General features: G+C 68.5%; 23 protein-coding genes, 1 rRNA gene and 2 pseudogenes. 11 read left to right on the top strand and 15 right to left on the bottom strand.

The features are described from left to right. Positions 1–80 (top strand): 5S ribosomal RNA (rrf, locus tag ACFVYE_RS29730); the annotation flags it as partial. A gap of 66 nt (positions 81–146) precedes the next feature. On the opposite strand, the pseudogene ACFVYE_RS29725 reads toward rrf, so the two are convergent. Next, positions 147–313 (bottom strand): annotated as a pseudogene (locus ACFVYE_RS29725) (response regulator transcription factor); the annotation flags it as partial. A gap of 57 nt (positions 314–370) precedes the next feature. Here ACFVYE_RS29725 and ACFVYE_RS29720 point away from each other — a divergent pair. After that, positions 371–958, top strand: coding sequence for a GNAT family N-acetyltransferase (locus ACFVYE_RS29720; RefSeq protein WP_389607718.1), 588 nt, complete (start codon positions 371–373; stop codon positions 956–958). Here the strand turns inward: ACFVYE_RS29720 and ACFVYE_RS29715 are convergent. The 11 genes from ACFVYE_RS29715 to ACFVYE_RS29665 all read right to left on the bottom strand — a co-directional run bounded on the left by ACFVYE_RS29715 (position 955) and on the right by ACFVYE_RS29665 (position 10,707). After that, the gene (locus tag ACFVYE_RS29715) at positions 955–2,466 is read right to left on the bottom strand and encodes a type IV secretory system conjugative DNA transfer family protein (RefSeq protein ID WP_389607717.1); all 1,512 of its coding nucleotides are present in this window, start codon (positions 2,464–2,466) and stop codon (positions 955–957) included. The two genes, ACFVYE_RS29720 and ACFVYE_RS29715, sit on opposite strands and share 4 nt — an antisense overlap. A gap of 1 nt (position 2,467) precedes the next feature. Further along, positions 2,468–3,886: an ATP-binding protein gene (locus ACFVYE_RS29710; protein WP_389607716.1), complete on the bottom strand. Its 1,419-nt coding sequence runs from the start codon at positions 3,884–3,886 to the stop codon at positions 2,468–2,470. 42 nt (positions 3,887–3,928) lie between these two features. After that, positions 3,929–5,479, bottom strand: coding sequence for an SCO6880 family protein (locus ACFVYE_RS29705; RefSeq protein WP_383959792.1), 1,551 nt, complete (start codon positions 5,477–5,479; stop codon positions 3,929–3,931). Continuing rightward, positions 5,476–6,774, bottom strand: a complete 1,299-nt coding sequence (locus ACFVYE_RS29700) for a hypothetical protein (protein WP_389607715.1) — start codon at positions 6,772–6,774, stop codon at positions 5,476–5,478. The genes ACFVYE_RS29705 and ACFVYE_RS29700 overlap by 4 nt, the downstream gene beginning before the upstream one ends. 61 nt (positions 6,775–6,835) lie before the next feature. Next, the gene (locus ACFVYE_RS29695; RefSeq protein ID WP_389607714.1) at positions 6,836–7,708 is read right to left on the bottom strand and encodes a hypothetical protein; all 873 of its coding nucleotides are present in this window, start codon (positions 7,706–7,708) and stop codon (positions 6,836–6,838) included. 179 nt (positions 7,709–7,887) lie between these two features. Next, positions 7,888–8,196, bottom strand: coding sequence for a hypothetical protein (locus ACFVYE_RS29690; protein ID WP_018101695.1), 309 nt, complete (start codon positions 8,194–8,196; stop codon positions 7,888–7,890). Between the two features lie 284 nt (positions 8,197–8,480). Further along, entirely contained in the window at positions 8,481–9,107 is a 627-nt protein-coding gene (locus tag ACFVYE_RS29685) for a DUF402 domain-containing protein (RefSeq protein WP_389607713.1), read from the bottom strand. Next, entirely contained in the window at positions 9,104–9,268 is a 165-nt protein-coding gene (locus ACFVYE_RS29680; RefSeq protein WP_383959800.1) for a hypothetical protein, read from the bottom strand. The genes ACFVYE_RS29685 and ACFVYE_RS29680 overlap by 4 nt, the downstream gene beginning before the upstream one ends. A 143-nt stretch (positions 9,269–9,411) precedes the next feature. Next, positions 9,412–9,660 (bottom strand): DUF397 domain-containing protein, encoded by a 249-nt coding sequence (locus ACFVYE_RS29675; RefSeq protein ID WP_389607712.1) that lies wholly within the window; start codon positions 9,658–9,660, stop codon positions 9,412–9,414. Continuing rightward, positions 9,653–9,844 carry a DUF397 domain-containing protein gene (locus ACFVYE_RS29670; RefSeq protein WP_383959804.1) on the bottom strand — a complete coding sequence of 64 codons (192 nt, stop codon included), beginning with the start codon at positions 9,842–9,844 and terminating at the stop codon, positions 9,653–9,655. Before ACFVYE_RS29670 ends, ACFVYE_RS29675 begins: the two co-directional genes overlap by 8 nt. A gap of 11 nt (positions 9,845–9,855) precedes the next feature. Next, the gene (locus tag ACFVYE_RS29665) at positions 9,856–10,707 is read right to left on the bottom strand and encodes a Scr1 family TA system antitoxin-like transcriptional regulator (RefSeq protein WP_389607711.1); all 852 of its coding nucleotides are present in this window, start codon (positions 10,705–10,707) and stop codon (positions 9,856–9,858) included. Positions 10,708–10,920: 213 nt separating this feature from the next. Between ACFVYE_RS29665 and ACFVYE_RS29660 the strand changes: the two genes are divergently transcribed. The 4 genes and pseudogenes from ACFVYE_RS29660 to ACFVYE_RS29645 form a co-directional block, all read left to right on the top strand. Further along, the gene (locus ACFVYE_RS29660; RefSeq protein WP_389607710.1) at positions 10,921–11,403 is read left to right on the top strand and encodes an ATP-binding protein; all 483 of its coding nucleotides are present in this window, start codon (positions 10,921–10,923) and stop codon (positions 11,401–11,403) included. A gap of 9 nt (positions 11,404–11,412) precedes the next feature. Next, entirely contained in the window at positions 11,413–11,778 is a 366-nt protein-coding gene (locus ACFVYE_RS29655; protein WP_383959810.1) for an iron chaperone, read from the top strand. A gap of 202 nt (positions 11,779–11,980) precedes the next feature. Next, positions 11,981–13,222: a serine hydrolase domain-containing protein gene (locus ACFVYE_RS29650; RefSeq protein WP_389607709.1), complete on the top strand. Its 1,242-nt coding sequence runs from the start codon at positions 11,981–11,983 to the stop codon at positions 13,220–13,222. Between the two features lie 197 nt (positions 13,223–13,419). Further along, positions 13,420–13,842: pseudogene (locus tag ACFVYE_RS29645) on the top strand (GNAT family N-acetyltransferase); the annotation flags it as partial. Positions 13,843–13,897: 55 nt separating this feature from the next. Here the strand turns inward: ACFVYE_RS29645 and ACFVYE_RS29640 are convergent. From ACFVYE_RS29640 to ACFVYE_RS29630, 3 genes are all read right to left on the bottom strand, one after another. Beyond that, positions 13,898–17,425 carry a hypothetical protein gene (locus ACFVYE_RS29640; protein ID WP_389607708.1) on the bottom strand — a complete coding sequence of 1,176 codons (3,528 nt, stop codon included), beginning with the start codon at positions 17,423–17,425 and terminating at the stop codon, positions 13,898–13,900. Between the two features lie 62 nt (positions 17,426–17,487). Continuing rightward, on the bottom strand, positions 17,488–18,207 hold the full coding sequence (locus tag ACFVYE_RS29635) for a caspase family protein (protein ID WP_389607707.1): 720 nt from the start codon (positions 18,205–18,207) through the stop codon (positions 17,488–17,490). Next, the gene (locus ACFVYE_RS29630) at positions 18,200–18,955 is read right to left on the bottom strand and encodes a hypothetical protein (RefSeq protein WP_389607706.1); all 756 of its coding nucleotides are present in this window, start codon (positions 18,953–18,955) and stop codon (positions 18,200–18,202) included. The genes ACFVYE_RS29635 and ACFVYE_RS29630 overlap by 8 nt, the downstream gene beginning before the upstream one ends. Before the next feature lie 403 nt (positions 18,956–19,358). On the opposite strand from ACFVYE_RS29630, the gene ACFVYE_RS29625 reads away from it, so the two are divergent. From ACFVYE_RS29625 to ACFVYE_RS29605, 5 genes are all read left to right on the top strand, one after another. Further along, positions 19,359–19,763: a hypothetical protein gene (locus ACFVYE_RS29625; protein WP_383959816.1), complete on the top strand. Its 405-nt coding sequence runs from the start codon at positions 19,359–19,361 to the stop codon at positions 19,761–19,763. Further along, the gene (locus ACFVYE_RS29620; RefSeq protein WP_389607705.1) at positions 19,760–21,553 is read left to right on the top strand and encodes an alpha/beta hydrolase; all 1,794 of its coding nucleotides are present in this window, start codon (positions 19,760–19,762) and stop codon (positions 21,551–21,553) included. The genes ACFVYE_RS29625 and ACFVYE_RS29620 overlap by 4 nt, the downstream gene beginning before the upstream one ends. Positions 21,554–21,576: 23 nt before the next feature. After that, positions 21,577–22,107: a hypothetical protein gene (locus ACFVYE_RS29615; protein ID WP_389607719.1), complete on the top strand. Its 531-nt coding sequence runs from the start codon at positions 21,577–21,579 to the stop codon at positions 22,105–22,107. 286 nt (positions 22,108–22,393) lie between these two features. Then, complete coding sequence (locus ACFVYE_RS29610) at positions 22,394–24,712, top strand: alpha/beta hydrolase (RefSeq protein ID WP_389607704.1); 2,319 nt, start codon at positions 22,394–22,396, stop codon at positions 24,710–24,712. Next, complete coding sequence (locus ACFVYE_RS29605; protein WP_389607703.1) at positions 24,709–25,305, top strand: hypothetical protein; 597 nt, start codon at positions 24,709–24,711, stop codon at positions 25,303–25,305. Before ACFVYE_RS29610 ends, ACFVYE_RS29605 begins: the two co-directional genes overlap by 4 nt. Positions 25,306–25,314 lie beyond the last annotated feature (9 nt).

The raw sequence follows: 25,314 nt of genomic DNA, 5'->3' as shown, positions 1-25,314 counted from the left end.
TTCCGAACCCGGAAGCTAAGCCTTTCAGCGCCGATGGTACTGCAGGGGGGACCCTGTGGGAGAGTAGGACGCCGCCGAACTCCTTTTACGGGAAAGCCCCGTGCCCTTGTGGCACGGGGCTTTTCTGCGTTCATCCCTCTTTGCTGTCAGGCGGGGTTGACCAGGTGGGTGCTGTAAGCCTGGATGACTGCCTGGACGCGGTCGCGGGATCCGGTTTGGCGAGGACGCGCGTGACGTGTGTCTTCACCGTTGATTCGGCGAGGTGGAGCCGTTCGGCGATCTCCGTATTGGTCCAGCCCTGGCCGATGACCGTGTCGGGGCCCGTGAATGTTGATTGCGCGGGTTGGGCGGGGAAGGGAAGGATCGGCGGATGGAACATGTGATTCGAGCCGTACGCGCCGATGAATGGCCCCTGGTCAAGGAGTTGCGGCTGGCGGCGCTGCAGGACCCGGCTGCGGCGGTGGCCTTTCTGGAGACGTACGCGCAGGGTGCGGCCCAGCCCGACGCGTTCTGGCAGGACCGGGCGGTCGGCGGGTCCGAGACCGGGAGCGGCGAAGTGCGGCAGTTCGTCGCCGTCGCGCCCGACGGGCGGTGGGACGGCAGCGTCACCGTGCTGATCGAGCGGCCGGACGCGGACGTGCGGTTCGGTGAGGCGGCCGACGTCCACCAGGCGCATCTGGTCGGTGTGTTCGTACGGTCCGAGGCACGGGGCGAGGGCCTGGCCGAGGAGCTGTTCCGGGCCGGGACGGACTGGGCGTGGTCACTGGTGGAGCCGCGGATCGAGCGGGTGCGACTGTATGTGCACGAGGACAACGCGCGGGCTGCGGCGCTCTATCGGCGGATCGGGTTCGTGGCCACCGGGGAGTCGGTGCCTGTGCCGGGCGACCCGTCTGCGCGGGAGCTGGAGTATGCGGTGCGGCGGCCGGCACAGGTGCGTGGCGCCGGGTCGCCCGGCTAGCGTGAGCCGGTGAGGTCTTGGGGCCAGCGGGCGCGGGCCTGTTCCTGGGAGCGGAGGAGGGCCAGGGTCGGCAGGCCCTGAGCCTGGCCGGCCGACAGCAGCTCCGGGAGCCGGGGCAGGGGCGCCACCGCGGCGACGTCGTCGAGTACGAGAGTCATTGGTGGGTCGAGCCGACCGTCGGTTGACCGTGCGGCCATGCGGCGGCCGTGCTCGACCACGTGTGAGGCGAGTGCCGTGAGCAGGGGCATTGCTCCGGGACCCGAGCGGGGATCCTCGATCGGTTCACCCACCACATAAAGGGTGCCCCCCTCGCCCGCGAAAGATTCCAGCACGAGCGAATCGGCCCGGTTCGGTGTGCAGGCCTCGCGGATGTGGACCGAGGAGAGCGCGGCAAAGGCTCGTACGGTCAATTCCTGTGCCATCTCGCGGCGTTCGGGATGGGCGGTCAGTGCGGACTCCAGCACGCCGGCGAGCCCCGAGGCTGCCTTGGGGTGGGTACGGAGCAGGCGCACCGGTTCGTGGGCGCTGCCGCCGAGGGCCCAGCGGTGGACCTGGCGGAAGGGCCTGCCGTCGATGGCGGCGGCGTGCAGCCAGCACTTCAGGAGCGTTTCCGCGGTGTCGGCCGTCGTCGCGTCGATCCGCGCCTGCGGCCGGACCGGGGCGAGGAGTGCGGCGGAGCGGGCGGCGGCCGTGTCGGGCTGTTCGCAGCCGGCCGTGGGGGACCAGTGGAGGCGGGCCGGGGTGTCGCAGAGGTGGCCCGGGTCATAGACGAGGACCGGGCCGAGCTTGGCGCGGGCGTCCTTGGTCTCGGCCCAGACGGTGGGGTCGGACGTGACGACGAGCGCGGGCCCGTCGGCCTCCTGGATTGCCTGGACGACGGTGGGGCGGCGGGTGGCGGCCGGTCCGTAGACGACAAGGGGGGTGCGGGGGGAGGGGAGCGCGGAGGGAACGGGCTCGGCCGGGGTGTGCTCCACGGGTACGGGTTCGGGTACGGGTACGGCCTCCGGGGAGTGGGCCGTCGGTCGAGGCTCCGGCTCCGGCTTTGGCTGCGGCTCCGTCTGCTGTGGGTTCTGGGCCTCGGGCCGGGGCTCCTGCCGCTGGGACGGTACGGGCATGTCCTCGTCTCCGTGCCGTTCGCTACGCTGCCGTGCCCGTACCAGCCGCCAACGGGTCACTACCCCTATCACGAAGACCGTCAGCACCAGCAGCACCATCAGTTCGCCTATGAACAGGCCCCAGAAGAGCCCGTACCCGGAGAGCTCGCTCGCCGGGGTGTTCGGCCAGGCGGCCGGGATGTTGTGCGGGGTGGTGACGAGTTGTCGTATCGCCAAGGGGGTCTCGGCGAGGGTGACCCCCTCCGGCCAGGCGCCGTGCGTGAACAGCCCGGCCAGGCCGGTGGCCGTCCACGCCAGCAGCGTCAGCCCGAGCAGGAAGGCCAGCAGGCCGATCAGCAGGCCGTCAGGGATGCCTCCGCTGCCGCCGGTACGTACCTCGCCGCGCCCTGCCATGTCATGCCACCGTTGACTCGGACGACTCGTTCAGTCGTTGTTGGTGCTCGATCCGTGCCGCGCGCTGCTCCGCCTCCAGCTCGGCGGCGCGTACGTCCTCCGGGAGGAGTTCGGTCGCGGAGGACTCGGTCATCGCGCGGTCCGTGAAGACCAGGGGGCGTTCCGCCTCGGTGATCAGGTGTTTGACCACCTGGACGTTGCCGTTGACGTCCCAGACCGCGATGCCGGGGGTGAGGGTCGGAATGATCTCGACCGCCCATCGGGGCAGGCCGAGCACACGTCCCGTGGCTCTGGCCTCGTCGGCCTTCTGGGCGTAGATCGTGCGGGTGGACGCCATTTTGAGGATTGCCGCGGCCTCGCGGGCCGCCGCTCCGTCGACGACGTCGCTGAGGTGGTGGACGACGGCCACGAACGAGAGACCCAGCCGGCGCCCGAATTTCAGCAGACGCTGGAAGAGCTGGGCCACGAAGGGCGAGTTGATGATGTGCCAGGCCTCTTCGACCAGGAAGATGCGTTTCTTCCGGTCGGGCCTGATCCAGGTGTGCTCCAGCCAGACGCCGACGATCGCCATCAGGATCGGCATCGCGATCGAGTTCCGGTCGATGTGCGACAGGTCGAAGACGATCAGCGGGGCGTCGAGGTCGATGCCGACGCTCGTCGGTCCGTCGAACATGCCGCGCAGGTCACCGTCGACCAGGCGGTCCAGGACGAGGGCGACATCCAGGCCCCAGGCCCGTACGTCATCTATGTCGACGTTCATCGCCTCGGCGGACTCGGGCTCCGGGTGGCGCAGCTGGTCGACGATGTCGGTCAGGACCGGCTGCCGGTCGTTGATCGTCTCGTTGACGTACGCGTGGGCGACCTTCAGCGCGAAGCCGGACCGTTCGTCCAGGCCGTGCCCCATCGCGACTTCGATGATCGTACGGAGCAGGGCGAGCTGGCCGGTCGTGGTGATCGCGGGGTCGAGCGGGTTGAGCCGGATGCCGCCGTTGAGTGCGGAGGTCGGGTCGAGGCGGATCGGGGTGAGGCCGAGTTCCTGGGCGATGAGGTTCCACTCGCCGACGCCGTCCTCGCCCTGGGCGTCCAGGACGACGACCTGGCGGTCGCGGAAGCGGAGCTGGCGGAGCACGTACGTCTTCTCCAGCGCGGACTTGCCGTTGCCGGACTCGCCGAGCACCAGCCAGTGCGGGGCGGGCAGCTGCTGTCCGTACAGCTGGAAGGGGTCGTAGATGTAGCCCTTGCCGGAGTACACCTCGCGGCCGATGATCACTCCGGAGTCGCCGAGGCCGGGGGCCGCGGTGGGCAGGTAGACGGCCTGGGCCTGTCCGGTCGACGTACGGACGGGCAGCCTGGTCGTCTCCACCTTCCCGAAGAGGAAGGCGGTGAAGGCGTCCGACAGCGCGGACAGCGGATCTCGCATGGCGTGACCGACCTCCCTCTCGTTTCTCTCGGTTGTTTGCGGTCAGCGACGGATGCCGGTGGCGAACGGCAGGGTGTTCACGAAGGCGCGGTGGTGCTCGCGGTCGCACCACTCCAGTTTCAGATACGACTTTCCGGCCGAGGCGCGGATCGTTCGCTTGTCGCGGGCCAGGGATTCGGGTGAACGCGAGGACACCGTGATGTACCCCACCAGGTTCACTCCGGCCGCGCCGCTCGCGAGATCTTCACCCCGCTGGTCGAGCCGGCCGTGCGCGGCGATGTCGCGTGGGTCGACGGTGCGGTTCATCTTGGCCTGACGGCTGGCTTCCGCCTCGTCGTTGGTCTTCTCGGTGAGCATCCGCTCGATGGCGACCTCGGTGGGTTCGAGGTCCATGCAGACCGCGACCGTACGGATCACATCGGGCGTGTGGACGAGCAGCGGGGCCAGGAAGTTGACGCCGACGGGCGTCATCGGCCACTCCTTCACCCAGGCCGTGGAATGGCACCAGGGCGCGCGGGTGGCCGACTCGCGGGTCTTGGCCTGGAGGAATGTCGGCTCGACCGCGTCCAGTTCGGCGGGCCAGGCGTTGCGCTTGGTCATGGCCTGGATGTGGTCGATGGGGTGGTCGGGGTCGTACATCGAATGCACGAGGGAGGCGAGCCGGCTCTGGCCGAGCGGCTGGCGCACCCGGATGTCGGCCTCGGCGAGGCGGGCGCAGATGTCGGTGAGTTCGCGCGCCATGACGACGGCGAGACCCGCGTCCCGGTCCAGTTTGCGGCCGGCCTGGGGGCGGGCGGCGCGGGCCATGGCATTGGCCTCGGCGGCCAGCTCACGGGTGTAGTGCATGCAGGCGACGAGGTAGGCGCGGTGCTGCTCGCTGGAGGTGGAGACCATGGACTGCAGTTGGTCGTACGACTCCTGCAGCCAGCCCGGGGACGCCTTGTCACCGCGCTGGGCGACGTCCTTGGCGTGGGCGTCGGGGTCGGCGGGGAGGGTGCGGGCAAGCATCTGAATGCGGGTCACGAAGCCGTCGCCGTTGGCGACATGCTTCAGCAGCGTGCCGAACCGGTCGACGAGCGCTTCCTGGTCCTCGCTGTCGCGCAGCCCGACGCCGGGGCCCTCGATCTCGATCGCGGCGGTCACGGTGCGGCGGTCGGCGTGCAGGAGCACGGCGATCTCGTCCGGTCCGAAGGGGGCGGCGAGCCAGCTGATCCGGCCGATGCCGGGGGGCGGTCCGATCTCGACCTCGCGCCCGTCGGCGCCGACGCCCGCCTCCATGGCGGCGGAGCGGTAGGTCGTACCGCGGCGCAGGCTGCGCTTGTAGCTGCGGTTGATCTCGAACCATTTGTAGAAGGTGCGGTGCTTGTACGGGAGGTACACGATCGCGAGGGCGAGGAGCGGGAAGCCCGCGAGCAGCACGATCCGCGGGGCCAGGTAGGGGACGGCCAGTCCGCTCACCATGCCGAGGAACGCGCCGACGATGATCAGTGCGATCTCGCCGGTCTCGCGGTTCTTGCCGACGATCGCGTTCGGCCGGGCCCGGCCGATGAGATACGTACGGCGGGGCGCGATCGTGTGGGACTGAGTCGTCAACGCCCTCCACCTCCCGTGCTGTTGTTACCTGAACTGCCTGATCCGCCACCTCGGGGGGAGCGGCTGCCGTGGGGGGTGCCGGAGGTCGGTCCCGATCCGCTGCGGGGCGGAGGTGCGGCGGAGGGGACAGACCCGCCGCCGGCTCCGCTCCCGCCGCCGGAGTTGCGGGAGCTGTGCGCGGCGACACCACCGCTGACCGCGTTGGCGGGCCGGGCCCCGCCACTGCCGCTGTCGCCGCTGTTCTGGCCGCTGCGGCTGCTGTGGGTCTTGATGCCCTGGGAGACGAGAGCGGCAGGGGAGCTGATCATCGCGGCGGCCTGGGAGCCGTCGGTGGCCTGCTTGCGGTTGGTGCGGGCGCCCTGGATCTCGTCGCCGAAGCCGGGGACGAACCGGTAGATCATCGCGGAGGCGAAGATCGCGAGCAGGATGATGGCGAGACCGGACACGACGGCGGAGAACGCGTTCGGCCCGTCGTCCTCGGAGAGCGCGCCGGCCAGCCCGAGCACGACGACGATGACCGGTTTCACCATGATCACCGCGATCATGATGCCTGCCCAGCGGCGTACGTGTCCCCACATGTTCTTGTCGACGAGCCCCGCGTAGACGACGGTGCCCAGGAGGGCGCCGACGTAGAGGAGGGCGGCCCGGATGACGAGCTCCAGCCAGAGGATGCCCGCGGCGAGGATCGACACGAGCGAGACGACGATCAGCATGATCGGTCCGCCGCCGATGTCGGAGCCCTTCTTGAGCGCTTCGGCGAACGAGCCGAAGAAGACGTCCGTCTGTCCGCCCGAGGACGTGGCGATGACTTCGGTGACGCCGTCGGTGGCGGAGACGACCGTGTAGAGGATCAGCGGAGTGAACGCCGAGGCGAGGACCGTCAGCCACAGGAAGCCGATGGCCTCGGAGATCGCGGTGGTCAGCGGCACGCCGCGGATCGCCCGCTTGGCTACGGCGAGCAGCCACAGGACGAGCGTCAGGACGGTGGAGGCGGCGAAGACGATCGCGTACTGCTGGAGGAACTTGGTGTTCGTGAAGTCGACATTGGCGGTGCTCTTCACGGCCTCGCTGAGCTTGCCGACGATCCATGCGGCGGCGTCGGCGCAGCCGCGGGCGAGGGAGGAGAGGGGGTCCAGGGAGTTGTCCAGGCCGGAGCCGGGGTCGGTTTTGGGGGCGCCTGCGTCGCCTTTTTCGCAGTAGTCCTTGGCGGGGCCGCGGATCAGGTCGCATGCGTTGTTGCTTGCGCTGGGCTTCGGGCTTGGCGAGGGCTCAGCAAATGCGCGGCTGGCCAGCATGACGAGAGCGACCTGCAGGCTGGTTGCCGCCGCTGCGAGTGAAAGGGCTCGGCTGGGTCGTTTACCGGGCATACGTGAACCCTCCGAACTCTTCCACGGCATTGGCCATTTCCTCGGCGGGGGAAGCAGCCTGGTCACGGCCGACGGGGGTGGGGCCGTCCTTCTGCGTGAAGTCGGTGATCTTCCAGTCCCCGTCGATCCACGCCAGGTCGAAGGTGTTGGTGAACCAGCTCTCAGAGACGGGGTTCTTGGAACCTTCACCGGCCAGCCCGAACAGGGCTGAGTACCAAACGGCGACGCTTGCGGTGTCGCCGTTGAACTTCACAATCTTGGTGCCGGCCGGGTTGGAACGTGAGATGAAGGTCAGGCCGGAAGGTGCAGTGCCGTCAGCATTCAGCCCGATGCTGGTGAGAAAGTCCTGGCCGGAGTACACCTTGTCGAGGTCACCCTGGCGGGCAGCGGCGACCGCAGGGGCGTATACAGCGGTGACGATCGCGCGACGACTGCTCTTGTCGAACATGTCGGCTGAGCCGAGCGCTACGGAGTAGTTCGTGGCCGCGCTCTGCGCCCCCTGTTCGTCATGGGCGAACCCCGAAGGAATCGAACCGTTCTTCCCCGTCACCGGCTTCGTCCCCGTGGCCGCCGTGGACGACGAATCCGGCTTGCTCCCCCCGTTCCCCGAGCCGCCGCTGCCGTCTGGGCCTCCTCCGCCCATGTTCGCGAACGCGATAGCCGCGATCAGGAGGACGACCACGCCGACCACCGTGACGAGGGAGCGGGAGCTGCGGGCGGGGCGGCGGGGGGTGGTGTAGCCGTCGCCGTCCTCGCCGTCGGGGAGACGGGTACGGGTCTGGCGCGTACCGCCGATGGTGCTGTATCCATCGTCCGTACGACCTGAACCGCTGCCGTAGCCGTTCTCGTCGCCGAGACTCATGCCGCGTACGCCCCCTCAACCGTTTCCTGAACCGGGTAGTACGACGGTAGCCGTGCGGGTTCCCGCGCGGGCGCGGTGTGGTGACTCGACATCAGGGAAACGTAACCTCTGCCGGTGGGCACGACGGACGGATGGTGTGGGCGTGGGCGGGACTGCCCCTGACATGGGATGACAGCCGGTCAGACGGCCATCCCGTAGACGATGGTGAACAAGGTGCCCAGCGATCCGATGATGAACACACCGGTCAGACCGGCAACGATCAGCCCCTTGCCCTGCTCCGCGCTGAATGTGTCGCGCAGTGCCGTGGCGCCGATGCGCTGCTTTGCCGCACCCCAGACCGCGATGCCGAGGCAGAGCAGGATGGCAATGGCCATCACGACCTCGATCATTACGCGGGCCTCGTTGCCCAAGGTCCCGAACGGCCCCCAGTTCGGGGCGATTCCGCCGATGATGGTGGTGATGTCGCCCTTTTCAGCTGCCAGGATCATGTAAGTCACCGCCCCTGTTGGGTAGTTCATTGCCCCTGCCACACGACACGGGTCGCTCTCTATCTTCGCTGATGAAACTGCTCTCGTACGACGGCTTGACGTCTCTCTTTACCCGGATCTCGCACGTTTGACCGGTCCGACCCCCCTGACCTGCGGATCGAATCGGTGTATGACCGAATACGTATGGTTACTCTGTGTATCACGGAGGGTGACCCCGGGCAATGACTGTCATCCCGCCACCCTGGCCGAGACTCTTGGGCAGGGCTGGTCAGCGCAGTGGCTGGTCAGAGCAGGGGGTGGCGTGGGACGGGTGGCCGGGGTGGTGTCGTCCAGGTCGGCGGTGGCCGGAAATCGCACCAGGTGCCGTCGAAGGGAAACGTTCCGGCCTCGGCGAGCCGTGCGACTGAGGTGCCCTCGCGTCGGATGGCTGACGCTTCGTCGGCCGACCAGTAGGCCGGGTCACCGGTCTTCTCGGCGAAGGACTGCTCGTCCTTCCACTGCCAGCTCCGGTCCGGGGCCACATTGATGTCGAGTTCGTAGTCGGTGATGTCGATGTCGTCGCCGTGGTGGACCCGGCGCTCCAGATTTACGTACCAGCCACGGAACTTCTGTCTGCGGCCGAAGAGCCAGAGCACCGAGTGTGCGGCACCGGTCGGCTGATAGAAGAGCGCGCTGCCCATCGGCCACCGGTCGGCGACCAAGGGGTACCCGTCGGCCGGGCGGTCGTGCGGGGCGATGTCCCGCAGGTGCGCCCCGCGCGGAAGCTTCGTACGCCACATCGGTGTGCCGGTCTCCATCCACACCAGCTGGCCCGCCTCGGTGCGCTCGACGAGGCGTACGGGCACCGAGGCGCTCAGGTGTCCGCCGATGAAGAAGTTCCAGCGGAGTATCCGGCCCGGGGCGTCGTTCATCCGTTGATCATGCCCGCGGCGGGGTGCGCGGACACGTGGCAGGACAGGTCGAGGGCGATGGTGGCGGTGATGACTGCCGCGTTGGCCGTGGGCTGCTCGCCGTCCGCGTCCGGAGTGCAGGCCCAGTAGACCTGCGTCGCCCGCAGGATCAGCGAGGACAAGATCTCCCGCGACGCACAACGGTGCCTGAGACGAGCTGTCTGCCGCCAGCTGTTCAAGATCCTCGAACGCTCAGACCGAACCACGGTGATCTCCTCCGAACAGCTTGACGCGATATAGCAGCCTCGGGGGCGCCGGGTCTCCGTCAGGCTGGTGCCGATGTGCCCTGGTCGTCGTCGAGTTCGGCGAAGTGGTCGAATTCGCCGGCGAGGACGCCCTTGGTGAAGGCGTCCCATTTCGCCCGGGTGGTCGTGACGATGTTGGTGGGGTCGCCGGTCTCGCGGAGGCGGACGAGTTCGTCCGGGCCGAAGGCGATCTCGATCCAGGGGCCGGGGCCCTCCTCGCCCTCGGGGGCGGCGCGGGTCCAGGTGAGGTCGGCGGGGATGTCAGTCACGGGCGCGGCTCTCCTTGAGAGTGCGTACGAGGGCTGCCCAGGCGGCGGGCGTGGTGCGGAGTATCGCTCCGGTGGGGTCGCCGCTCTCGGTGAGTTCTATTCCTCCGGTCCGGGCCGCGGCTACGTGTACGCAGGCTTCGCCCTGGGCGCAGTAGGACGACTTCTGCCAGGTGCGTTCGGACATCGTGGTTCCTTTCACAGGCACTGGGCGACCTTGTGGATGAGTTCCCGGGACCGCCCGATGTCCAGGGCCGCGTCGTCGAGTCGTTCGAGCAGCAGGCGGTACTGGGCCAACTGGGCTTCCGCGTCGATGAACACAGGCCCGTGCGACTGGTCGAGCTGCGCCGTATCGAGTGCGGGCACCGGTCCGCGTACGTAGTACACGGACTGACCCGAGCCCGGATAGTACGTGGCCTCGAAGGGGATCACGCGGATGGTGGCGTGGGGTAGCTCGCTCATTTTGAGCAGGTGCTGGAGCTGCCCCCGGGCGATATTCGGACCGCCGAACATCATGCGCAGAGCGGCCTCGTGAATGACGGCCTGGTAGGGGACGGGGTCGGTCCGGTAGAGCACTTCCTGCCGCTTGATGCGGTAGGAGACGCGGTGCTCGATCTCCGGTGGAGACAATTCGGGAACGGCCTGCCGGTAGATCTCCCGGGCGTGATCCACGGTCTGGAGCAGGCCGGGGATGTGGATGCTGTGCGCCGCATGCAGGCCTGTGCCGTGGTGTTCGATCTCGGCCAGATCGAGCAGCTTGGGCGGCAGGATTTCCCGGTACTCCTCCCACCAGCCACGCCTGCGGTCACTTGTCATGGCGACCAGTGCGTCGATCAGTGCTTGATCGGTGCAGGAGTACGTGTGGGCCGCGACCCGTACGCGGTCGGCGCTCACGCCGAAGCGCGCCACCTCTATGTTGCTGAGCTGCCCCGAGCTCGTACCCAGGAGGTCGGCTGCCTGAGTGGTGGTCATCCCTGCACGCTCCCGCAGCTTGCGCAGCTCGGCGCCGAGCCGTGCGCGACGTGCGGTAGAGGCGGCCCTGCCTGCCATTTCGAACTCTCCCCTGAAGACAGCTGAGTTGGACTGTCACTCACACGAGTGGTTCATCTCAAGGATTCCGTTCAACTGCTGCAAGCAATCCTTGCAGCAGCCTAATCTCTGACTCAGGCCACCCGCCCGGAAGTACCCCGCTCGACGGAGCGGCCTCGTCACCGGGTAACCGGAAACCCATGATTCAACTTCCCTCCGTGAACGGAGACTTCCATGGTCAGTGCCACGGTATCCCCGCCCTGGACGTACACCCTCCAACTCCCGCAGGATCCCCGCGCCCCCGGCGTGGCCCGTGCAACCCTCCGCACCATCCTGCGCGTGCACGGCATGCGCGAACTCATCGAGACCGCTGAACTGCTGGCGAGCGAGCTGGTCACCAACGCCTACCTGCATTCCTCGGGGGCGTACTCCCTGCGCCTGCGCGACGCCGGGCGCAGTCGTATCCGGCTGAGTGTCTGGGACACCAACCCGCACATCCCCGCCCCGTTCCGATGGAGCGCCGAGGCCCCGGCGGAGCTCGCCGAACGTGGGCGGGGGCTCTATCTCGTCACCCTCTACGCGGAGAGCTGGGGCGCGTACCCCATGCGCGGCGGGCTGCCGGGGCAGGGCGGGAAGCTGCTCTGGGTGGAGTGCGCGGCCAAAGGGGAGGACGAGGGGGAGTGCGGGCCGGGCGACAGATGCACGGGACGGGCATAGCCTCGTTGCATGGTGCGGAGCGAGGCGAAGGACGTGGCCGGGTATCTGGCCGAGGTGCCCGAGGCGCGCAGGGACGCCCTGGCGAGGCTGCGGGAGTTGTGCCGGGCGGAGCTGGCCGGGTTCGACGAGGTCATGGCGTACGGGATGCCCGCGTACGAGCGGGACGGCACCGCGGAGATCGCGTTCGCCTCGCAGAAGCAGTACATCTCCTTCTACCTGATGCGCAGCGATGTGCGCGAGGCCTTCGCGGAGCGGCTGGCCGGGCAGGACATGGGGAAGGGCTGCCTGCGCTTCCGTAAGACGGAGGCGATCGACTACGACCTGGTGCGGGATCTGCTCCGGGCGACGGGGGCAGAGTCGGGCACGGTCTGCTGAGCGGGTGCGCCATCACGCCCCCATGAGTACCTCTACATCCTGAAGCGTAAGAACCTCACGCCCAAGCAGTACGACGCGCTCGTCGAACCGTTCGTTGGCCTCGGCGTGGAGATCCCGCCCCACCCGAGCCGGGAATCCGGCGCCTGAGCACCGCGGGGCCGGAGGGGATACCGACGACGCGCGATCCGCGAGGTGACGGAATGTGCGTCGCGGTCAACGGACCGTTGGCCGACGCGAGTTGGGCGACACTCTCGCCGCGGCTCGTGTGGTCAGGGTAAATCGGTTGCTCGCAGGCGGACTGGTGACGATCATCATCACCGATGACTGGTTAACTTTCTTCTGTGAGGGGTCTGCGGTGACGATCGTGACGAGGGCTGACGGATTCGATCCGGCTGGCCTGGAGGAGGCCGTCTCCGCAGTGGCGCAGGGGAGGGGGTTCTCCGGCACGGTCCGTGTCACGCGTCACGGGGAGCCGGTATTCACCCGCGCGTTCGGGATGGCGTCACGGCGGTGGTCCATACCGAACACGTGCGACACGCGATTCCGGGTGGCGTCGGTGTCCAAGATGTTCACAGCGGTGGCCGTCCTGCAGCTCGTCGAGCGGAAGCAGGTCCGCCTCGACGACGCGCTGGTGGGCTTCGTGAAAGAGCACATGCCCCAGCTCGATCCGCGTGTCACGGTCCACCACGCCCTGACGATGACGGCGGGCATCGGCGACTGGTTCGAGGAGGGCAGCGCCGACTGGGAGGCCGAATGGGCCGCCCTGACCTCCTCCCACCCGCTCTACCTGCTGCGGAGCAACAAGGACTACCTGTCACTGTTCGCCGGCAAGCAGCCCCACTTCCTTCCTGGGGAGCGCCATCTGTACAACGGCGCCGGCTACATCCTGCTCGGCCTGCTCATCGAATCGGTGACCGGCCGCTCGTTCGAGGAGGTCATCGCCGACGATGTATTCGCCCGTGCCGGAATGAGCGCGGCAGGATTCCCGGCCCTGGACGACCTGGGGCCGGACATCGCCGAGGGATACCTCACCACCGCCGGCAGCCCCACCCCGTACCGGACCAATCACTACGCGACCACCCCCGGGGCCGCCGCCGACGGAGGGGCTACCTGTAGCGCCGCCGATCTGACGGCCTTCGCCCACGCACTGCGCCGCGGGCTGCTGCTGAACGAGGAGACCACACGCCTGGCGCTGACCCCGCAGGTCGACGAGCGTGAGGAGAAGGTCCGCGGCTACCGGTGGATGTACGGCTTCGGCCTCACCCACATCCTCGACGATGAAGGAACCATCGTCCGCTGGGGCCACACGGGCGAGGAGGACGGGGCCAGTGCCCGCCTCTATCACTACCCGCAGCAGGGCCTGGACGTCGCCGTCCTCGGCAACATCAGCTGGTGCGCCGGCGACATGGGGTGGGCCATCCACGACGCCCTCGTCGGCAACTGAACAGCCGCGTCCCGCGACGGCGCTGAGCTGATGCAAGGTCTCGCGGCTCGCTGCATACGCCGACGCTCTGACCTGGCAGGCCGCCTGCCTGGACACCGACGCCGAGGTTCACCGGTTCCTCACCGAGAAGCTGTTCCCGCAGTGGGCGGACGTCGTCACCGTCGACGACTGGCTCGCCCTTTCCGGCAGCTGATCGCGCCGAGGCCATGGCGTGGCTGGAGCTGCGCGAGGGCGGCTGGGACCGCGGTGCCGCCGCCTTCGCCGTATTGGGCGCGGCCGACGGCGCCCTGCTGGGCGCCGTTCGTCTGAGCTGGGTCGACCGCGCGGACGGCCTCGCGTTGATCGGCTACTGGACACTCCCGGCCGCTCGGGGACGGAGCGTGGCCACCAGAGCGACCAGAGCGGTGACCAGTTGGGCCTTCGAGACGGCCGATGCCCGCCGGATCGAGATCGCCCACGCCACCGGCAACGAGGCCTCCTGCCGGGTGGCCCACCGCTGCGGCTACCTTCCCGAGGGCACACTGCGCGACTCCCACCGCTACGGCGACGGGGCGTGCCACGACGAGCACCTGCACGCCCGCCTGGCCGCCGACCCGGAACCGGCCGACATCGCGGCCTGACCGCCGCGCAGGTCCAGGATTCAGATCGTCCACTCGGGCGCGGTGAGCGTGCGAGTCATGGCGTCCAGCCGGACCGCGGACGAGAGGAAACGGGCTCCCGGCTGAAGAACGCCACGTCGTTGCCGAAGGCGGCCACGAGGTGGCCGTCGGAAACGGCGAGTGCCGAGCAGCGGTTGGCCAACCGGATCACCGTGGGCGCCGCCGTGGGATTCTGGAGGTTCCAGATCCGTACGGTGTTGTCGTGCGAGCCGGTCACGGCGACGGGGCGTCCGTCGACTTCGGTACAGAGCATGGCGTTCACCCAGTTGGTGTGGCCGACGAGGGGACGGCCGAAGGCGGACTGGGTGTTCAGGTCCCACATGCGCAGCGTCTTGTCATGGGAACTCGTGACGGCGACGGGCCGGCCGTCGATCTCGATGCATTCCACGGCCGTCACCCGGCCGAGGTGGCCGATGAGCGGTCGGCCGATGGGTTCGCCGGTGTCCATGTCCCAGAGGCGCACGCTGTTGTCGGTGTAACTGATGAGGGCGACGGACCGTCCGTCGAGTCGGATGCAGGCCGCTGCTTCACTCGAACCCTTGCGTCCGTTGAGGGTGCGGCCGACGGGGCGGCGGGTCTCCAGGTCCCACAACTGTGTTGCTCCGTCGTCGTAGCCAATGAGGGCGAGGGGCCGTCCGTCGAGTCGGGTCCAGGCCAGCGTCGTCACCCGACGGATCGTGTCGATCAGGAGCCGGCCGGTCGGCAGGCGGGCTTGCAGGTCCCAGACCCGTACTTTGAAGCGGAGGTCGGGTCGGTCGTCGAGGCTGAGGATGACGGGTCGGCCGTCGACGGTGGAGGTGACGGCGGCCACCTCCGACGGGCCAGTCATCCCCATGCTGAACTGATCGATGGCCTTGTGGGTTTGCAGGCTCCATACCCGTGCGCTGTCGCTGGAGGAGGTGGTGACGGCGACAGGTTCGCCGTCGAGTCGGCCGCAGGTCACTCCCGTCACCTTGTCGGTGTGTCCTGCGGAGGGCCGGCCGATGGGGCTGTCGGTGTTCAGATCCCACACGCGAACCGTGTAGTCGCGCGAGCCGGTCACGGCGACGGGCCGGCCGTCGAGGTAGATGCAGGCCACCGCACTCACCCCACTGGTATGGCCCGTGAGGTCGCCGATGACGCGTCGCGTGCCCGGATTCCACAGCGACAGCTCCCCGTTGCGGGAGGTTGCGACGCCGATGGGTTGTCCGTCGAGGTGGATGCAGGCCAGCCCAGTCGGTGCGCCGGTGTAGGTGGGGAAGGGCGGGCCGATGGGTCGGCCGGTGGTGAGGTCCACCACTTGCACGGAAACAGGGGTGCCGGCGATGACGACGGGTCGGCCGTCGATCTCGGTGCAGGCCGCGGTCTTCACCGGACCGTCCTCGGACATCAAGGGGTCGCCGACGGGCCGGCCGGTGCTCAGGTCCCACACCCGCACCAGGTGCTTCCTGTCCGTGTCCCGGTAGCTGGCGATGGCATAGGGTCGGCCGTCGGTTCCCGCGCAGAGCACCGCTTGGAACCAGGCGGTGTGGTGGGTGAGGGGCGGGCCGACAGGTTGGCGGGTGCGTAGGTCCCACATCTGTACCGTGGGGTCGTGGTACGAAGCGGTGACGACGACGGGCTGACTGTCGAACTCGGCGCAGATGAGCCCATCCACAGGACTGTTGGGCCCGGTGAAGGGTTCGCCGACGGGTTGACCGGTGTCGAGCTCCCAGATGCGCGCAGGTGAGTCGTAGGAGCTGGTGACGGCGACGGGCCGGCCGTCGACCTGAGTGCAGGCCACTGCGGTCACCGGGGTCTCGTGCCCGGTGAGGGGTTCGCCGATGGGCCGGCCGGTGTTGAGGTCCCAGATCCGCACGGCGTGGTCGTGGGAGCCGGTGACGGCGACGGGTCGGCCGTCGATCACGGTGCAGGCCACCGCTGACACCTCGCGGGTATGCCCGGTGAGAATGTTGTGCATGGCCGGGGAGACACCGCTGCCGGTCGCGTGGACGGGCTTCCAGGCGCCGGCCGGCATCCGGTCGGCGAGCGCCCGCCGTGTCGCACCAGCCCCGTACCGTGCCGCGTCGAGCGCGAGAACTGACCGCCGCTCGTCGGGCGTCAGCGGGCGGTGGGTACCGATCGACGCCCGGTAGACGGCACCGTGAAGCCGGCCCTCGGCGGTGGTCAGCAGACGCAGATGCGGGGCGAGTGCGTCGCACTCCGCGTGGACCAAGTAGTCGGAGTCCTGGACCAGTTCGTCGAGTACGCCCCCGAGTGCGGCGTGCGTGGCGAGGTGGCGGCGGAGGTAGGGATGGGCGCGCGACCAGTCGGGGGCGGCGTCGGCACCGTGCGGGACCGTCGCGGACAGCGCCGAGGTGAGGGCGGCGTGCACGGCCTGCGCGTCCTGGTCCGTACGGAGGTACTCGGCCATCGCCTCGTGGTACAGCCGGTACACGGAGCGGCCGTCCTCGATCGCCTCGACGATGTACGAACCGGCGGTGGAGCGCAGCTGCCACAGGTGCTCGTTGGTGTAGCCGTGGCCGGAGACCGCCGAGGCGGCCGGGGCCCAGATGTCCTCCCACGGCAGGCCCTGGCCCTGGGCGAAGGCGAGCGGGCGCAGCAGGTCCATGACCTCGGGGGCCCGGTCGCCGAGGCGTCGGGTGAGGTCGTTGTGGATGGCTTCGCCGGGCATCCGGGGCAGTGAGGCGATCCAGTCGGGGGCATCGGGGTCGGGGAGTTCCGGTGTGGCGGCGAGGGTGCCTGCGGTGATGCGGGCAACGAGGAAGGACCGGCCCGCCGCCCGGGCCACCTGGCGTGCGACGGCTGTGAGCACGGTGGCGCCGCAGGACAGATAGGGGGAGTGGATGTGTGCGCCGAGGAGGTTGCGGATCGTGTAGGCGTGGACGGCCTCGGGGTCGGCGTACCTCTCGGAGTCGAGGTCGATGCGCTCGGCGTTGCCCAGCTTGAGCCGTTCGAGCAGGTGGGGGCGGGTTCCCAGGAGCAGCCGCAGGTGTGGGGTGCCCGGGTCGATCAGGGGACGCAGGATGTTGCGGCAGAGGCTCTCGGGGGTGACGGCCTCATCGAGTGCGTCGATCAGAATCGTCAGCGGTCGCCGGTCGGATGGACCCGGTCCGGCCGCCAGTCGGTCGACCAGTTCGGAGACGGTGTCGGCCGTGACGCGCGCGGCGGCGGCGATGCCGTGCAGGACCTGCTGGTCGGTGAGGCTCTGTGCGTAGATCGCGGCGTCGAGAGAGCGTGGCGGCGGGAGGCGGACCGAGGCGAGCCCCATGCTGTCCAGCGGGACGGTGCGGCTCTGCTCGGGATCGCTGACGGCGGCCAGGAGGCCGAGTACCGCCGTCTTGCCGGAACCAGGGCCTCCGGTGACGGCGAGCGCGGGTTGTGAGGGAGGCGGATCGATCAGCCAGCGGGAGATGTCCGCGAGGGCGTCATGGCGGCCGGAGAACCACCAGCCGGCCCTGGCGCGATCCGAATGCCCCTTGACGCGGGTCAGGAAACGGCTCAGGTATTCGACGACGCGGCGGTCGGCCTGGCGTTCCCATTCGAGTGTCTGCTGCAGGGCCACGTCGAAGTGGCTGAGCCGGGCGCGTTGATGCCCGTTGGGCAGAAACGGCGGGATCGCGCCGGTCAGGAGATGATCTCCAGGCCGATCGTCTGGTGCCCGGGGCGCTTGGGGTCGTTCTTCATCGCACTGACGACGGCGTCGAGCGCAAGGGTGTCGGGGGTGTAACCGGCCGTGGCCAGGCTCCGTACGGCCTCGCCGAGGAGCTCGGGGAAGGCGCCGGTCTCGGCGAGCTCGCCCGGCTGTGCGGAGGTGAGAACTGCCAGCCCGGCTTCTTCGTCGCCGTTCCATCGGCCCTTCAGCCGGGCCATGGCGGAGAGCAGCTCGTTGCCGCCCTGGCCGGAGAAGCAGGTGTCCAGCATCAGCAGGAGCCTCCGCACCCGGGTGCCCCGGAGGATCTTGCGGGCCAGGGTGAGTGTGGGCAGGGCGTCGTCGATGTCGTCGGGGTCGGTGTCCGAGGTGAGGAGTACGTGCTCGCCGTCATCGAGCACCTCGCCGTGGCCCGCGATGTAGACGGCGAGGAGGTCGTCGGGGCGTCGGTCGGGCGACTTGCTGAAGTTGCGCAGTTCGGTCAGGAGTTGGGCCTCGGTGGGGTTCAGGCCCAGGTCGGACACATGCTCGTAGCCGAGGTGTGTGGTGAACAGATCGATGACCCGGCGGCGGGCGTCCGCGAGACCGGGGCGGTCCCACTCCAGATGGGCGGGGGCCTTGGGGTAGGCGGTGACCGCTGTCGCGATGAGATAGCGGCGCGGAGGCGGTGGGGGCGTGGGGGCTGTTTCAGTCACGCCGCAGGCCTTCTGCCACCGCCGAACCGGTGTCGGCCGCTGTCAGGTACGCGGTCGCCTCGTGGGCATGGGAGCTGTTGTGCACGACCTTGCCTTCGAGGGACGGCCCGAAGAGCAGCGACAGGTCCTTGACCGCGGCGACGACATCGCCTTCGTCGACGACGTTGGTCCAGCGCGGGGCGGGGCCGGGTCCGGGGTCGGGATGGCCCGCCCGGTCGCCGGGGCGGGAGCTGCCGGGCCAGTCGCCGGGACGGGGCAGGAGCCGGTCGAAGACCATCCGCATGCCGAGCGGCGAACCGAGTGTGACCAGCGTCTTTACGGGATGCCCCGGCATCGCGCACAGGGCCTCGTATGCGATGACGGAGCCGAGCGAATGGCCGATCAGTACGTGAGTGTCGGGACCGATCTGCTCCTGGACCCGCTCACGGGCGGCGGTGCGCAGGTCGTCGTCGAGGAGGTAGCGGCGTACCTGCTTCAGATCGAAGACCAGCGCCCGCAACGAGACATCGGCGAAGAACCGGGAGCGTTGCAGGGCCCGTAACGCCGTCTGCGCGGCTCGGGGGGAACGGGCGAGGGTTGTGGAGCCGGTGGCCGGGGGTACGGCGGGGTCGATGTCGGCTGCGTGTTGCCACCAGGCGAGGAGCAGGTCGAGTTCGAAGCCGTCCGCGACGTCGGACGCGGTGAACATGGGGTCGCCCACGGCCAGGGTGCGGCCCGGTGGCCGGAACAGATCCCCGTAGAACGCCATTGTGAAGTCGCTGCAAGGGACGGCTTGTCGGCCGGCATGCCGGAGCCCGTCGGAAAGGGCCGGAAACCAATCGCTGCGCAACATTTCGCTGCCCATGAGCTGCTTGCCCACGCCGTGCACGCCCACGACTCGCGTCACTCCGTGCCCCGTTCCCCGTGTTGCGTGTGTGTCACGCGTTTGTCTGCCAACTCACTCTAGGAGTCCATGACATGGGGTGACCACACCGTCGGCGGGATCCGGCCGACGGGCTCGTGCGCGGCATGGTGGTAGCCCGTTCGGGTGAAATGCGGGGCCTGGTGCGCGGGGCCTGCGGGGGCCTGACGCCTTGAGGCGCGTGTGGGCGCGGCGTGTCGCCCGCACCGGATTTGGCACAGTGCCGCTCCACGATCAAGGACGGAGCGGGGTGGCCGGAGTGGCAGTGGTGGGACAGCCGGGGGGCCGGCAGCGGCTGAGCGATCTGGCGGGTGCGGCGGGAGGCGGCGGCAGGGACGTACTGAAGCACAGCGACGGTGTCTGGCTACGGGCCGCCGGTGGTGCGGAAGGGATGTGTGCGCACCTCGGCCCGGTGAAGTCGGAACTGGAGACGGCGCACGAGGGCCTGCTCGCGGGGACCGGAGGTCTGACCGCGTTGGCGGAGCTGGGATCGGTCCGGGAGTCGTGGGTACGACGGTTCGAGGTCGCGCGGGGGGAGTGCGGGGCGCTGGCCGGGAAGCTGAGGGCCGTCGCCCGGGCCCAGGGCGAGACGGACGAGACAGTAAAGGCGTCGTTCGCTTCGGTGGCGTCGTCGGGTCGGGGTGAGGTGCGATGACCCTCACCTGGGCGCAGTTACGCGACCTGAAGTGCGGCGAACTGGAGGGTGCGGCCGACGGGTGGGGCAGGGCGAGCAACCGTGCCGACGCGGGCCGGGACCGCATCGAGACGCAACTCCTGACCGGATTGCGCGGTACGCAGCGGGGTGCGGCGGCGGAGGCGGCGGTCGGTCGGCTGCAGCAGATGAGCCGGAACCTGCAGTACGTCTACACGGAGTGCGGATTGCTCCGTACGACGCTGAACAGCCTGGCCCATGAGCTGCGCACCCAGCAACGGGCGTTGCGGGAGGCGCTGGACGATGCGGAGTCCCTGAAGTTCACCGTGCACGCGGATGGTTCGGTGACGTATCCGGCGGCGGGCGATGGCCTGATCGACGGAAAGCCGCTGCCGGGCGGGACGGCGTCGGTGAGTGAGGCGCCCGGCCTCCTGTCGCCCTCGGGTCTGGTCGCGCCCAACCCGAACGTGGCGAAGGCGCAGGACATCGCGGACCGGGTGGCGAAGGCCGTCCGGACGGCGGCCGAGATCGACTGGCGGTACGCCCGCATCCTGCGCGAGTTGAGGGCCGAGGAGGGCCTGAAGATCCCCGACGCCACGTGGACCGACGCGGCGGGCGACGCGGCCGCGGTACGGGACGCGGCGCGCGGCTACCTGAAAGACGGCATCCCCCGCGACGCCTCACCGGCCGAGCGGAAGGCCTGGTGGACCGGCCTGACGGACGAACAGCGCGAGGAGTACCTGGCGGTGTACCCGGACCAGATCGGCAACTTGGACGGCATTCCGGCTGTGGTGAGGGACGCGGCGAACCGGGACAACCTGCAGCTGCTGATGGGAAAGCTGGAGGGGCGGGACGACGCGAAGTCGGAGACGCAGTTGGCGGGGTTGCGGGAGATCGACCGGCAGTTGCGGGAGGGGCACAAACCTGGGGGGCCGCCGATGTACTTGCTCGGGATCGGTGACGAGGGGAACGGGCGAGCGATCGTTTCGTTTGGCAACCCCGACACTGCGAGGAATGTTTCGGCGTATGTCCCGGGACTGAATACGTCCTTGGATGAAGGATTTGCGAAGGATGATCTCAAGCGCGCCCGCGACACTGCGATCGGTACTCGCATTCACGACTCTTCGAGTGCGGCGATCGTGTGGCTTGGCTACGACGCGCCACAGTCCCCTGACGGTATGGGGAGCCTGGATGTGATGGGTGATGAAAGGGCGGAGAAGGGTGGACGTGCTTTCAATGGATTCATGAGCGGTCTGTCGGTCACCAACGAGAATAAGGACCCGCACCTGACCGCAATTGGTCATTCGTACGGTTCGCGCACTGTGGGCGCTGCCGCGCAGCAAGGCGGTGGGATCCCAGGGGTTGACGACATCGTTCTCGTTGGCAGCCCAGGGGTAGGAGTCAATCGCGCGGAAGACCTCGGGGTTGGGAAGGATCACGTCTTTGTCGGAGCCGCCGAACACGACGTGGTGACCAAACTTCCGTCCAAGCAGCAGAGTGCCGCCGGTGTTGTGGGACTCATTGCTGCTGGGCCAGCAGCTGCTTACGTGGCGGGAGACATTGCCGATCAAGGGGACGATGACCTCTGGTTCGGCAAGGACCCAGCGAGTGAATCATTCGGCGCGAGACGCTTTCAAGTGGATGAAGGGCCCAGGCTGATCAGCGGTGAAGGGGTCTCTCTCGATGCGCACTCCCATTATTTCGATCCGAGGAGAGACTCTGTATCGGCAAACAATATTGCCTTGGTAGCGGCGGGACGTTCCAACGAACTGAAGGCGGAGGAGTACCGGTGAGGCGCCAGTTCTGGATTGTGGTGATGGCGCTGCTCCTGTTTGTTCCGCTGTCTGCGTGTGCTAGCGGTGGCATCCGTTCGAATGGCGGGAAGACTGACATGAATATGCAGGAGGCGGCGGAACGTGCTGACGGAATCCTCGACGCGCTATTGAAGGAGATTCATCCGCAGGTGCAGTGGACGCACGGCCCGACCACCACGGGTAGTTGTGATGTGACTCGACGGCGCACGGTAATGACCATTGTGTCGGCGGAGCGCCGAGGTAGCTTCCTGGGCGTGGTCGATCGCTTCTGGCGGAAGAGCGGCTACAGGATCAAGGCGATCAACAATGACGCGGATGTGCCGGCAATTTTTGCGCAGACGCGGGACGGGTTCGGCGTCAGTTTGATCATCGGGGGCGAAGGTCAGGCTTTCTTCGAGGTCGACAGCCCATGCGTACAGGAATCTGAGGTCGCGGATCCGATCGCCAAACCCAACGGGCCGAGCTACGCAGACGCCGAGATCATCCCCCGCCCCAACGTCCGCTCCGACTTCTGGTCCGCCGGAGCTCCCTGACGTCACGTCATCACCCCCAATGACCCATATCAGGCCAGTCGGTGGGGGTAACGGACAGGCTGGCCACCTGGGACTTTGAGTCCTGCATTGGGCCCTGGGGCCCATGCCGCGCCCAGTGTTGGTGTGGTCGCATACAGAGACCGGGGGAACTGTCGCTGCGCCCACTCACAAAGCTGGGAGACCCGTCGTGTCTGGCATACGAGAATTAGCGGTACCGGGTGGCGCCGATATAGGCGCTGCCGCCGCCCATCCGGGCAGACAGTCGTTGTCGCGCCCTCTGCAAGCGGTGCTGATTCTCGTACGGCTGCTCTTCGTCGTCACCGTCGTGGGTGCGATCGACGCGCTGGTCGTGGCCTCGTCCGTCGATGCGGTGGACGGTCACCTTCTGGGCATGGTGCTGTACGCCGCACTGCCCGGCGTCACGGGATTCGTGCTGTCGCTGTACATGCGGACCGGCGGTGTCTGGATCTGGCGCGGGCTCCTCGCCGTACACGCCTGGCTCACCCTCGGCGCCCTGGCGACACTGAGCGAGGACACCGGCGGGCAGGGTGTGACGCAACTGGTGATGCCGATTGTCGTCGTCGTCCTGCTGTTCCGGGCCGGCTCGCGCGAATGGTTCGGGCTCAGTCCTGAACAGCGCGCCGAGCACCGGCCGTTCAGCATCACGCGGATGATCAAGTGGCGTCGGGACGCCGGTCAGACCGCGATGGAGTACCTGGGCATGATCCTCGTGGTCGTGGCCCTCATCGGTGGGCTCGTGGCGACGGGCATCGGGGGGCAGTTGACCGGGGAGATCCGTAACGCCATCTGCCAGCTGACCGGAAGTGCCTGTCCGGCACCCGATGTCGACGTGGTCGCCGGCGAGGGCACGGATACGGGTAACGGCGGCGGCACCTCGACCGGGGGCGGATCCGATTCCGCCGGCGGTGCGGGATCCGAGGGCGCGACCGTGACCGGGGGTACGGGGTCCGGAGGATCGGACACATCCGGCGGGTCCACGGCATCCGGAGGATCCGGCGCATCCGGCGGCTCGGGTTCCGGTGGCTCCGACACCTCCGGCGGCTCCGGTGGCACAGACAGCACCGGTGGCTCCGACACCTCCGGCGGTTCCGGCGGCTCGACCAACGGCGATTCTTCTTCGCAGGTCGACGCGGGTAGACAAAACTCGGACACCAACTCCTCGCGCCCCTCGGACGGCAACTTCCTCACCGGCGTCGTCGGCGACGACGGCCTGTGGGGCGACGTCAGCGGTGCCATCGACACGGTTGCCCACCCCGTCGACACCGCCAAGGGCATCGCCGACCAGTACGCCCAGGCCGCACGGGGCGCCGGCGACAAGTGGAGCAAGGGCGATCACGTAGCCGCCGCCTGGGACATGACCAAGGCAGCAGGCGGGGGCGGCGGCGCGGTCGCCGGGCTGCCCGGCTCCGGTAGTCGCGTGGAAGCGGCGGTACGGGACGCGGAGCGCGACTACCTCAACGACCGAATTCCGCACAACGCGACTGCGGCCCAACGCAAGGACTGGTGGAACGGGCTGACGCAGCAACAACGCGATCAGTACCTGGAGCTCTCCCCGGACAAGATCGGCAATCTGGACGGCATCCCGGCGGCGGACAGGGACGCGGCCAACCGGAAGAACCTCCCGGACCTGATTTCGAAGCTGGAGGGGAAGACCGACTCCAAGTCGAAGGACCAGCTGGCGGCGTTGAAGGAGATCGACCGGCAGCTGCAGGAGGGGAGCAAGCCGCCGATGTACCTGATCGGCATCAGCGACGAGGGCAACGGGAGGGCCATCGTCTCCTACGGCAACCCCGACACCTCGAAGAACGTGTCGGCCTATGTGCCGGGGCTGAACACTTCCCTCGACGAGGAATTCGCGAAGAACGATCTCAAGCGTGCTCGTGACACGGCGATCGGCGCCCAGGGTTACGACTCGTCCACCGCGTCGATCGTCTGGCTGGGATACGACGCACCGCAGACGCCGGACGGGCTGCACAGCCTGGCGGTCGCGGGCACCGGCCGCGCGGAGAAGGGCGGCGTGGCCTACAGCGACTTCATGGGTGGTATCGCGGCCACCAACCAGAACAAGGACCCGCACATCACGGCCATCGGGCACTCCTACGGTTCACGTACCGTGGGCGCCGCGACGCAGCGCGACGGTGGTATTCCGGGGGTGGACGACATCATCCTGGTCGGTAGTCCGGGGGTGGGCGTGGACCGCGCCGTGGACCTCGGTGTCGGCAGCGGGCATGTCTTCGTCGGTGCAGCGGCCAACGACCCGGTGACCAAGCTCCCGTCCAAGACACAGGCCGCCGTGGGTGCGTTGGGAATGATTCTGGGAGGCCCCGCCGGTGCATACTTCGCCGGAGACCTGGCCGACCCGGGAGATGACGACCTCTGGTTCGGCAAGGACCCGGCGAGCAAGGCCTTCGGAGCCCAGCGATTCCCGGTGGCCCCCGGCCAGCCCCTGATCAGCACCGGCGGTGTGAGCTTCGACGCGCACTCCAACTACTTCGATCCGGTACGGGACGCTATGTCGGCGGACAGCATCGCTCTGATCGTGTCGGGACACTCCGACAGGCTCAAGATGGAGGAACAGCGATGAAGCGAAGGTTCCAGATCGTTGCGGTGGCCCTGGCTTTCGGCTTCGCACTGTCCGGCTGCGGCAACGACAGCGGACAATCGAGCGGCAGCGAGAGCGCCGACACGACCAAGAGCACCAAGAGCTCCAAGGAGGGCGGCATGGACATGCAGGAGGCCGCCGAACGGTCCGACGGCATGCTCGACGCCGTACTGAAGGAGATCGACCCCGAGGTGCAGTGGGCGCACGGTCCGACGACGACGGGCAGCTGCGATGTGACGCGCAGGCGCACCGTGATGACCATCGTGTCGGCGGAGCGCCGGCAGAGCTTCCTGGACCAGGTCGAGAAGTTCTGGCGCAAGAGCGATTACCGCATCAAGGCGAAGAACAACGACAAGGAGTTCCCGGCGGTCTACGCACAGACAAAGGCCGGCTTCGGCATCAGTGTGAGTTTCCGCGGCAAGGGGCAGGCGTTCTTCGAAGCGGACAGCCCCTGCGTGAAGGAGTCGAAGGTCGCTGACTCCACCTCCAAGCCGAACGGGCCTGCCTATGAAGGGGTCTACCCCCTTCCGCGTCCCAATGTGCACTCCGACCACTGGTCCACCGGAGCGTCCTGATGGCCGGTC

It is taken from the genome of Streptomyces sp. NPDC058239 (assembly GCF_042882185.1).
Taxonomy (GTDB): domain Bacteria; phylum Actinomycetota; class Actinomycetes; order Streptomycetales; family Streptomycetaceae; genus Streptomyces.
This window is presented reverse-complemented; position numbering and strand designations above follow the sequence as displayed.